8 protein-coding genes are annotated in these 8,682 nt (G+C 72.7%); 6 read left to right on the top strand and 2 right to left on the bottom strand.

Annotated elements, in window-relative coordinates:
• Positions 1 to 8 precede the first annotated feature (8 nt).
• Entirely contained in the window at positions 9 to 1,604 is a 1,596-nt protein-coding gene (locus tag DEI98_RS17705; RefSeq protein WP_111101493.1) for a hypothetical protein, read from the bottom strand.
• An 80-nt stretch (positions 1,605 to 1,684) separates the two neighbouring features.
• On the opposite strand from DEI98_RS17705, the gene DEI98_RS17710 reads away from it, so the two are divergent.
• From DEI98_RS17710 to DEI98_RS17720, 3 genes are all read left to right on the top strand, one after another.
• A complete protein-coding gene (locus DEI98_RS17710) occupies positions 1,685 to 2,446 on the top strand; it encodes an SDR family NAD(P)-dependent oxidoreductase (protein WP_111101494.1) in 762 nt (253 codons plus the stop codon).
• Positions 2,447 to 2,704: 258 nt separating this feature from the next.
• Entirely contained in the window at positions 2,705 to 2,899 is a 195-nt protein-coding gene (locus tag DEI98_RS17715) for a hypothetical protein (protein ID WP_071406076.1), read from the top strand.
• Between the two features lie 85 nt (positions 2,900 to 2,984).
• Positions 2,985 to 3,500: a hypothetical protein gene (locus tag DEI98_RS17720; RefSeq protein WP_111101495.1), complete on the top strand. Its 516-nt coding sequence runs from the start codon at positions 2,985 to 2,987 to the stop codon at positions 3,498 to 3,500.
• Positions 3,501 to 3,509: 9 nt separating this feature from the next.
• Here the strand turns inward: DEI98_RS17720 and DEI98_RS17725 are convergent, their stop codons facing one another.
• Entirely contained in the window at positions 3,510 to 4,952 is a 1,443-nt protein-coding gene (locus DEI98_RS17725; RefSeq protein WP_111101496.1) for a PLP-dependent aminotransferase family protein, read from the bottom strand.
• Positions 4,953 to 4,973: 21 nt separating this feature from the next.
• Between DEI98_RS17725 and DEI98_RS17730 the strand changes: the two genes are divergently transcribed.
• From DEI98_RS17730 to rlmN, 3 genes are all read left to right on the top strand, one after another.
• Positions 4,974 to 5,723: a pyridoxamine 5'-phosphate oxidase family protein gene (locus tag DEI98_RS17730; RefSeq protein ID WP_111096001.1), complete on the top strand. Its 750-nt coding sequence runs from the start codon at positions 4,974 to 4,976 to the stop codon at positions 5,721 to 5,723.
• A 182-nt stretch (positions 5,724 to 5,905) separates the two neighbouring features.
• A complete protein-coding gene (locus DEI98_RS17735; protein ID WP_084741318.1) occupies positions 5,906 to 6,859 on the top strand; it encodes a C40 family peptidase in 954 nt (317 codons plus the stop codon).
• A 93-nt stretch (positions 6,860 to 6,952) separates the two neighbouring features.
• Positions 6,953 to 8,185 carry a 23S rRNA (adenine(2503)-C(2))-methyltransferase RlmN gene (gene rlmN, locus DEI98_RS17740; RefSeq protein ID WP_017885785.1) on the top strand — a complete coding sequence of 411 codons (1,233 nt, stop codon included), beginning with the start codon at positions 6,953 to 6,955 and terminating at the stop codon, positions 8,183 to 8,185.
• Positions 8,186 to 8,682: the final 497 nt, after the last annotated feature.

Here is an 8,682-nt window from a genome sequence, read left to right on the forward strand (position 1 = left end):
CCGACCCGTCAGCGCGCCCGGACCGGAACGCCCCGCCGACCCCCTTCCGGCGGGGCGTTCCCCGTGCCGTCGGCGGCCACGAACCCGCGCGGCCCCCACGCCTCCGTCAGCGTGATCGAGGCCACGCCCGGCACCGTCAGCGCCCGCACCGCGTCGGCGAACCACCGCTCGGCGGCCGGCGTGTGCTGCGCCGGGTCGGTCGCGTCCGGAACGGTCTCCGGCCCGTACCCGTGCTCGACGGTCGCGTCCGTCACGACCCGGGTCGGCGCCGTCGCCACCGCGTTGAACCGTGGCCGCAGCGTCACCGGTCCGACGTGCAGCGCCCTGCCGGCGGCCAGCCTGGAGGCGCTGGTCACCACCCAGCGCTGCATCCGGATCGACTCGGTCACCTGTTCGGGCGACCGGTCGTGCATCTGCGGCGTCACGCTGCAGGTCAGGGGGCCGTCCCAGCCCGAGAACACCGCGATCGACCGGTTCAGCTCGGTGAAGTGGGCCCGGGTACCGGCGACGACCTCCAGCGCGCCGACCGCTGCCACCGCTTCGCGCAGTGCCCGCTGCAGCGCCGACGTCGTCACGTGCGACACCGGGTCGAACGCCCCGACGCGAGCCACCGTCCCGCCCGCGAGCACCGCGTCGATCGCCGCGCGCAGCAGCACCGGGTCGTCTGTGACGAACCGGACGTCCAGGGGAGCGCCGCCCGCGTCCCGCCGGGCCGAGGCGAGCACCGCCTCGACGTTCGGGGCACCGAGGACCGGTTCGACCAGGATCGGGAACCCGCGGAGCAGGTCGGCGTCGTCCGGGCGCGCAGCGACCGGTGCCGAACCCGCGAGCAGCTGGAGCGTCGGCGGCGGCGTGACCACGGCACCGGGACCCGGCCCGTCGATCGCAGCGAGGTCCGGGGCGGGGGAGGCCGCGCCTCCCGACCGGGTGCCCGGACCACCTGCTGGACCGACCGCCGTCGCACGCAGGGCGAGCCCCTGCCGCACCGTCGTCCCCGGCGTGATCGCGACCGGGAACGGCTCGGCGAGCGGCGTCGAGTACGTCTTGAACGAGGCGTCGGTCCAGTTCCGCTGGTCCTCGGTTTCGAACACGTCACCGGTCAGGTCGAGCGACAGCGCGGTCGCGCCCACCGACCAGTCGAGCCCGGCGACGGCGACGGCCGGCTGGTGCGGCGCGATCCAGAACGGGAACGCCGTCGCGGTGGTGTCACCGGACGGATGCCGCACCGTGAGCGGCTGCCCGGCCAGGGTCGGCGGGTGCAGGACGACGAGTCCGATGCGGTTGCGGCGGAAGGCCCGTGCGACCGTCCCGACCGCGGCGACCCGCAGGGTGTCGTCGTCGAGCGTGACCTCGAGGACGGTGCGGACGACCTCGACGCCGTCGTACCGTGCACTGGTCTCGATGCGGATGCGGCCCTCGTCGCCGTCCACCGTCCGTCTCAGCACCGTGTCGTCGGCGGTGCGCCAGTCGTGGTCGCGGACGACGAACCGGACGGCACGCAGGACGAGCACGCCCCGGAACGTGACGTCGGCGAGTTCGGCTCCGCGCAGGGCCAGACGCCAGGGTCCGACGGACACGATCTCGTCGTTCGACGTCGCGGTCATGGTGCATGCCTAGCACCGGTCAACCGGTTGGGCAATGATGGGTGTGACGGAGCAGCGCTGCTCCGAGGACGGAGTCCCACATGACCGCACGACTCGACGGCCGGACCGCACTCGTCACGGGAGCGGGGTCCGGCATCGGCCGCGCGATCGCCGACCGGTTCGTGGCCGAGGGAGCCACCGTCGTCTACGCCGACCGCGACGCCGATGCGGCAGCCGGTGCCGCCGCCGCAGCCGGTCCGACCGCGGTCGGACTGACGATGGACATCGCCGACGAGGCGAGCGTGGCCGCGGGGTTCGCCGGACTGGCCGACCGTGGTGCGAGCCCCGACGTGGTGGTCGCGAACGCCGGTGTGCAGCTGTTCGGCCACGACGCGAAGGTCGCCGACCTGTCGCTCGAGACCTGGGACCGCACGGTCGCGGTCAACCTCACCGGCACGTTCCTGACGATCAAGCACGCCGTCCGGGCGATGCTCGCGGGCGGCACCGGCGGGTCGGTCATCGCCACGGGGTCGCCGACCGGCCTGAACGGTGAGGGCGCCGACTTCGCGGCGTACTCCTCGACGAAGGGCGGCATCCACGCACTCGTCCGGGCGACCGCGATGGCCTACGCGCGGGACGGCATCCGGGTGAACACGGTGGTGCCGGGCTACACCGAGACCGGCCTCGTGTCGGCGATCTCCGGTGACCCCGAGGCCCGAGCCGCGATCGTCGCCCGCACCCCGCTCGGTCGCCCGGGCACCCCCGACGACGTCACCGGCATCATGGTCTACCTGGCCAGCCCGGAGTCGTCCTACGCCACCGGAGCGGAGTTCCGCGTCGACGGCGGCATGACGAGCCTCTGACCCGACTCACGCCCTGCCTGTCCTGCGAAAGCGACAGCGTTCCACCGAACGTTCGAGGCACACTGTCGCCCTGACGGGACCGTCGCCGCAGCGATGACGAGGTCTGTCGCTTCCGCGGACAGGTCCCGCCCGCCGCCGAACCCGCCACACCGCCCTGGAGGCCCGGCGCGGCCCCGTCAGTCCTTCTCGCGCCCGCCGTTTGGCCGCGGAACGCAGCACGTGGTTCCGCGGCTCCCGGCACGCGTACCGTCCGTCGCGATGACCGAATCACCCACCACCACCGCCCCGTCGAACTACGAGTCCGCCGACGGCGTGGACCCCCTGCACGTCACCACCTACCGACAGGTCCGCAAGGCCGCCCGTCGCGGACACGCACTGCCCGGCGACGCCGGAGAACCCTCGCTCGCCGACCTCGTGAACGCCCGGAAGAACGGTACCGCCGACTCCCGCTGACGCAAGCTCACGATCCGGTCTCGGCGAGGTCTCGATCGGGACACGACGACGCGAACGGCACCACGGCGCTGCCACGATGTCGTCCATGGTCTCCTTCCGGTCCGCACTGCCCCTCGTCGTCGTGAGCGCGGTCCTCGTGTCCGGCTCGCTCGCCGGTTGCTCGGCCGGCGCCGACGCAGCGGCGCGGCCGACGTCGACTCCGAAGGCGACCTCGGAGACCTCGGACGCCCAGCCCGCGGGCGGCGCGACGGACCCGATGGAGGAGGACCGGAGTGCTGCGGCGATCTGCGGCCAGATCAGTGCGCTGACGACCATCTCGCTGAACGCGACGGTCGGGCGGAGCCAGGGCGATCTCTCCGAGGCGCAGTACCAGGCACTGATCGCGGCGGAACGCTTCGGCTACGAGCACCTGTCGAGCAGCGACGAGGAGCTCGACGACGCGATCGACTACGCGCACGAGTACCTCGACGCGCACCCCGCACCGAAGTCCGGGCCGGCGCTCGAGATGACTCCCGAGTGGGAACTCGTCGGGCGGACCCTGATCACCGCGTGCCGGGGTGCCGGGTCGAACGTCGTGGGCACCGCCCAGTACGGCGGCTGACGACCCTGATCAGGGTCCCGTGACCGCCGTCACCAGGGCGTCGAGCGCCCGGTCGAGCTCCGGCAGTGTCACGGCGCCGTAGCCGAACACGATGCCCGGCGGCGTGCTGCCGGGAGCGAGCCCGTACTCCTCGAGCGACGCCACGAGCACCCCGGCGTCCGCCAGCCGACGCGTGATCTCCGCCCCGGTGGTCGGACCCGACCACGTGACCACCGCGTGCAGCCCGCCGTTCAGAGCACGAGCCTCCAGGCCGGCGACGCCGCCGAGCCGAGCCGCAATCCGGGCCCGGCGGTGCGTGTAGTCCCGCCGGACCCGACCCAGGTGTCGCCGCAGCGCACCCGTCCGCAGCAGGTGCACGAGCGCGGCCTGCACCGGTTCGGCGACGACCGCGCCCCGAGCCCGACGAGCGGCGAGCACCGCCTCCGTCACCGGGGAACCGGTCGCTGCGACCATCGGCAGCACGACGTACGCGCAGCGCAGCCGGGGGTCGAGGGTCTTCGAGAAGCCGCCGACGTGCAGCACCACGCCCTCGGCGTCGAGTGCGGCCAGCGCGGGCACGGGCGCGCCGCGGTGCCGGAACTCGGAGTCGTAGTCGTCCTCCACCACCACGGTGCCGGTGGTGGCGGCCCAGGCGAGGAGCCGCCGGCGCCGGGCGACGGGCATCACCGATCCGAGCGGGTACTGGTGGGTCGGGCTGACCAGGACGGCGTCGACCGGTCCGGCGGCCTCGAGTGCGTCGAGGTCGAGGCCGTCCTCGCCGACCGGGACGCCCACCAGGGACCCGCCCGCACTCGTGACCGCACGGTGTCCGGTGCGGTAGCCGGGGTCCTCGACGGCGACGACGGGAGCGCGACCCAGCAGCCCCCGCAGCGCCTCGGTGACGAGCGACAGCGCCTCCGAGGTCCCCGCGGTCACGAGCACCCGGTCGACCGACGTCGTGAACCCGCGGGTCAGGCCGAGCTGGGCGACGACCTGTGCGCGCAGGTCGGGGGAGCCGAGCGGGTCCGCGATCGCGTTCCGGAGCGGTGCCGACGCCGCTGCGTGCCAGGCTGCCCGCCAGTCCCGCTGCGGGATGGCGGTGACGGCGGGGATGCCCGGACGGCAGTCGATGAGCGAGGACGTCGGGTCCGGACCGTCCGGATCGGGGGAGCGGGCGCCGACCGGAGCCGAATCCGGCGTCATGCCCGCGTCCACCGTCACACTCGCCGCGACCCGGGCGAGGGCACCGTGCCGCGTCCGCAGGTACCCCTCGCCGTCGAGCTGCTCGTACGCCGCGACGACCGTGCCCCGGGCCACCCCGAGCTCCGCCGCCAGCGCCCGCGTCGACGGCAACGGATCGCCCTCGCGCAGGGTGCCGTCGTGCACCATCCCACGTACCCGTGCCACCACACCGGACACCTTGCTCGACTGGTCCACCGTGATCGCCCCGATCTGGTCCAGGCGCCGGACCACTGGTGACCCTAGCGTGACGACATGCCCACCTCGAGCCCCGAACCAGAACCGACCGCCGACGACCCCTCGCTCCGCGTCCGCCGCCTGCGCGACCGCCAGTCCGACGACCCCGCCGTCCTGCGCGCGATCCTCGCCGAGGCCCACCTCGCCCACGTCGGCATCGTCCGCGGCGGCCACCCCGTCGTCCTGCCGTTCCTCTGCGCCGTCGGGGACCTCGGCGACGGTCCCGTCCTGCTGCTGCACGGCTCGACCGGTGGCGGTCTGTTCCTCGACGCCGGCGCCGAGGGCGTCCCGGTCGCCGCCACCGTCACCCACCTGGACGGCCTCGTCTTCGCACGCTCGACCAACGACAGCTCGGCGAACTACCGCAGCGCGATGATCGCCGGGCGCGCGACCGTGGTGCCGACCGACCTCCGCGCCGAAGCCCTCTGGCAGGTGGCCGACCACCTCATGCCGGGCCGCCGAGCCGAGGTGCGCGAGATGACCGCGAAGGAGGTCCGCGCCACCCAGGTCCTCCAGCTGCCCCTCGACCGCGCGAGCGTCAAGGTCCGCGCCCACGGTGTCGGCGAGGACCCGGCCGACGGCGAGGACCACTCCGTCTGGGCGGGCGTCCTGCCACTCGCGGTGCGCGCCGGTGTCCCGATCCCGGGGGACATCTCGGGGGACAGCCCGGTGGACGCATCGGTCGTCGCGCTGTCGGCTCGCCTCGACCGCCTGGCCGCCGACCGGGAGGCCCGGATCGCCGCCGTCATGCGGGTCACGCCGGTCTGAGCCCGGGTCCACCGCCGCGGGCCGGCTCCGGAACGCCGGTGCGTGCCGTCGGAGTGGCCTGCGAGCGGTGCTCGTTCCTGTGACCAGCCGCAGGAACACTCCGGCGCTGCCCAGCCGCGAGCACCGTCGTGACCAATACGTTACTTTCCGGACCGCCGAGTGGTCCCGACCCGGAAGGACCCATGGGACGCCATACCCTGCCTGCAGCAGCCGACGACCGTCAGCCCGCGCGAACGCACACGCACCCCGCGGTCGACCCCGCGCCGCTGACGCCGGACACGCAGCAGTCCCGTCCCCGTGGTCGCCGCTCGGCCCTCGGCCCCGCGGCCGCCCGCTCCACCTTCGTCGAGCACCCGAAGCCGGCCCGGACCGTGCGCATGCAACCGCGTCCCGCCCCCGTCGCGTCGTCGGCCGGCAGTGCGGTGCTGAGCCGGACCGCCACCCTGCGTGCCGAGCGCGCCGTCGACCCGCGGCACATCCGTCGTTCCGCGAACGCGAAGCGTGCCGCGATCCTGCTCGCCCCCGCGATCGCAGTGACCTCGAGCCTGACGCTCGCCCTGCCCGCGAACGCCGACACCCTGCCCGCGGACACCCGCTCGGGCACGACCACGGCGCAGGCCGCCCAGACCTTCACGGTGGCGCACGACGTCCAGGTCCCCGTGGTCTCCACCGACGGCATGACCACCACGACGACGATCGTGTCGTACCCGACGCTCGACCTCCGCTTCGGGGTGACGACCGCGCAGGCACAGTCCGCGTTGTCCGCCGCACTCTCGGCCGGCGGCGACCGGGCCACGATCGTGCAGACCGCCCTGCAGTACATGGGGGACCCGTACGTCGAGGGCGGCGCGAGCCACGCGGGCATCGACTGCTCCGGGCTCACGATGGTCGCGTACCAGGCGGTGGGGATCCAGCTCGTGCACTACGTGCCGACGCAGGACGCCGTCGCCACCACGATCCCCGAGTCCGAGGCGCTGCCGGGCGACCTCGTCGTGTACGACGACGAGGACCACGTCGGCCTGTACCTCGGCCAGGGACTCGTCCTGCAGGCACCGCACCCGGGCGAGGTCGTCGACATCGTCCCGATGTACTCGGCGGCGCACCACTTCGCGCGCGTCCTGCCCGCCGGCAGCTGACCCGACCAGCCGTGGTGGGGCCGTGGTGGTGACCACCAGGACCACCCGGACGGGGCGTCCCCACCGATCACGGGCCTCCCGTATCCTGGAGTGATGGCTTCCGACACCCGCACCCCGTTCGAACAGCAGCAGTCTGCTCGTCCGCAGGTGCGCCCGCGCACCGAGGGCTGGAAGCAGGCCACCGACACCGACGGTCGCCCGCTGCTGCAGTTCGCGTCCCCGAAGCGTGGCAAGCCGCCCGTGCACCTGGCCGACCTGACGGCCGAGGAACGCGAGGCTCGCGTGAAGGAACTGGGTTTGCCCGGGTTCCGCGCCAAGCAGCTCGCGACCCACTACTTCCAGCACTACACGTCCGACCCGGCCAAGATGACCGACCTGCCCGCCGCCCAGCGGGAGCAGCTCGTCGCCGGGATGCTGCCGCCGCTCCTCACCGAGACCCGGCGGCTGGCGACGGACAACGGCGACACGATCAAGTTCCTCTGGAAGCTGCACGACGGCGCCCTGGTCGAGTCGGTCCTCATGCGCTACCCGGGCCGCATCACCCTGTGCGTCTCGTCCCAGGCCGGGTGTGGCATGAACTGCCCGTTCTGCGCCACCGGCCAGGCGGGGCTGACCCGCAACATGTCCACCGCCGAGATCATCGAGCAGATCGTCCGGGCCAACGCCGCGATCGCCGCTGGTGAGCTCGGGGGTGATCCCCGCAAGGGCGGCAACGACCGCGTCGACGCCGAGCGCGTGACGAACATCGTGTTCATGGGCATGGGGGAGCCGCTCGCGAACTACAAGCGGGTGATGGACGCCGTGCGGTTGATGGTCGCGCCGCAGCCGAACGGTCTCGGCATGAGTGCCCGCGGCATCACGGTGTCGACCGTCGGACTCGTGCCGGCGATGATCAAGCTCGCGGACGAAGGGATCCCGCTCACCTTCGCGTTGTCCCTGCACGCTCCCGACGACGAGCTCCGCGACGAGCTCATCCCGGTGAACTCGCGCTGGAAGGCCGACGAGGCGATCGACGCCGCGCACAACTACTACGTCAAGACGGGCCGTCGTGTCTCGATCGAGTACGCGCTCATCAAGGACATGAACGACCACGCCTGGCGAGCGGACCTGCTCGCCGAGAAGCTCAACAAGCGCGGCAAGGGGTGGGTGCACGTCAACCCGATCCCGCTCAACCCGACGCCGGGCTCGGTGTGGACCTCGTCCGAGGTGCACGTGCAGGACGAGTTCGTCCGCCGACTCAACGCCGCCGGCATCCCGACGACCCTGCGCGACACCCGCGGCAAGGAGATCGACGGGGCGTGCGGCCAGTTGGCCGCGGCCGAGTAGGTCGGCCCGGTTCGTTCGTTCGTTCGTTCGTTCGTTCGGGAGGCACGGTGCGGGTTCGCACCGTGCCTTCCGTCGTTCCCGGGGTCGCGCTCACCCCGTCGATCGCCGGAAACCCGGGGGACACGTGCCGTTCACCCGACTGCGACACGCCCGGGAGGGGCGACGGTTGGCAGGGCCCCCGGGGCGTGTGTAAAGTAATCACTCGTTGCCGCTGAGGCGGAGAACGGAACGGCCGAGACGGTCACAGGGTGCAAGCCCTGGATGCGCAGTCCGGACGGGGTCCCGCTCAGGCAACATTCCCCTGAAGAAGTCGAAGTGATTCGACGTGTCTGAAGGTGGAACAAGACGAATGCCTTTCTGGCGGAACCTTTCGGGGTCGAGCGGGGAGTGCGTCTGGTCCTTGAGAACTCAACAGCGTGCACATTGTCAATGCCAATTTATTGATTGACCTCGTGCCTGGTCGGCTTGCTGACCGGGTCATGAAGCAATTCCTTTTG

The sequence above is a fragment of the Curtobacterium sp. MCLR17_034 genome (assembly GCF_003234485.1).
Lineage (GTDB): Bacteria > Actinomycetota > Actinomycetes > Actinomycetales > Microbacteriaceae > Curtobacterium > Curtobacterium flaccumfaciens.

What these genes read in the sequence shown, in the direction of transcription:
- DEI98_RS17705 (WP_111101493.1), bottom strand. Translation starts at nt 1,604, where the DNA reads ATGACCGCGACGTCGAACGACGAGATCGTGTCCGTCGGACCCTGGCGT.
- DEI98_RS17710 (WP_111101494.1), top strand. Translation starts at nt 1,685, where the DNA reads ATGACCGCACGACTCGACGGCCGGACCGCACTCGTCACGGGAGCGGGG.
- DEI98_RS17715 (WP_071406076.1), top strand. Translation starts at nt 2,705, where the DNA reads ATGACCGAATCACCCACCACCACCGCCCCGTCGAACTACGAGTCCGCC.
- DEI98_RS17720 (WP_111101495.1), top strand. Translation starts at nt 2,985, where the DNA reads ATGGTCTCCTTCCGGTCCGCACTGCCCCTCGTCGTCGTGAGCGCGGTC.
- DEI98_RS17730 (WP_111096001.1), top strand. Translation starts at nt 4,974, where the DNA reads ATGCCCACCTCGAGCCCCGAACCAGAACCGACCGCCGACGACCCCTCG.
- DEI98_RS17735 (WP_084741318.1), top strand. Translation starts at nt 5,906, where the DNA reads ATGGGACGCCATACCCTGCCTGCAGCAGCCGACGACCGTCAGCCCGCG.
- rlmN (WP_017885785.1), top strand. Translation starts at nt 6,953, where the DNA reads ATGGCTTCCGACACCCGCACCCCGTTCGAACAGCAGCAGTCTGCTCGT.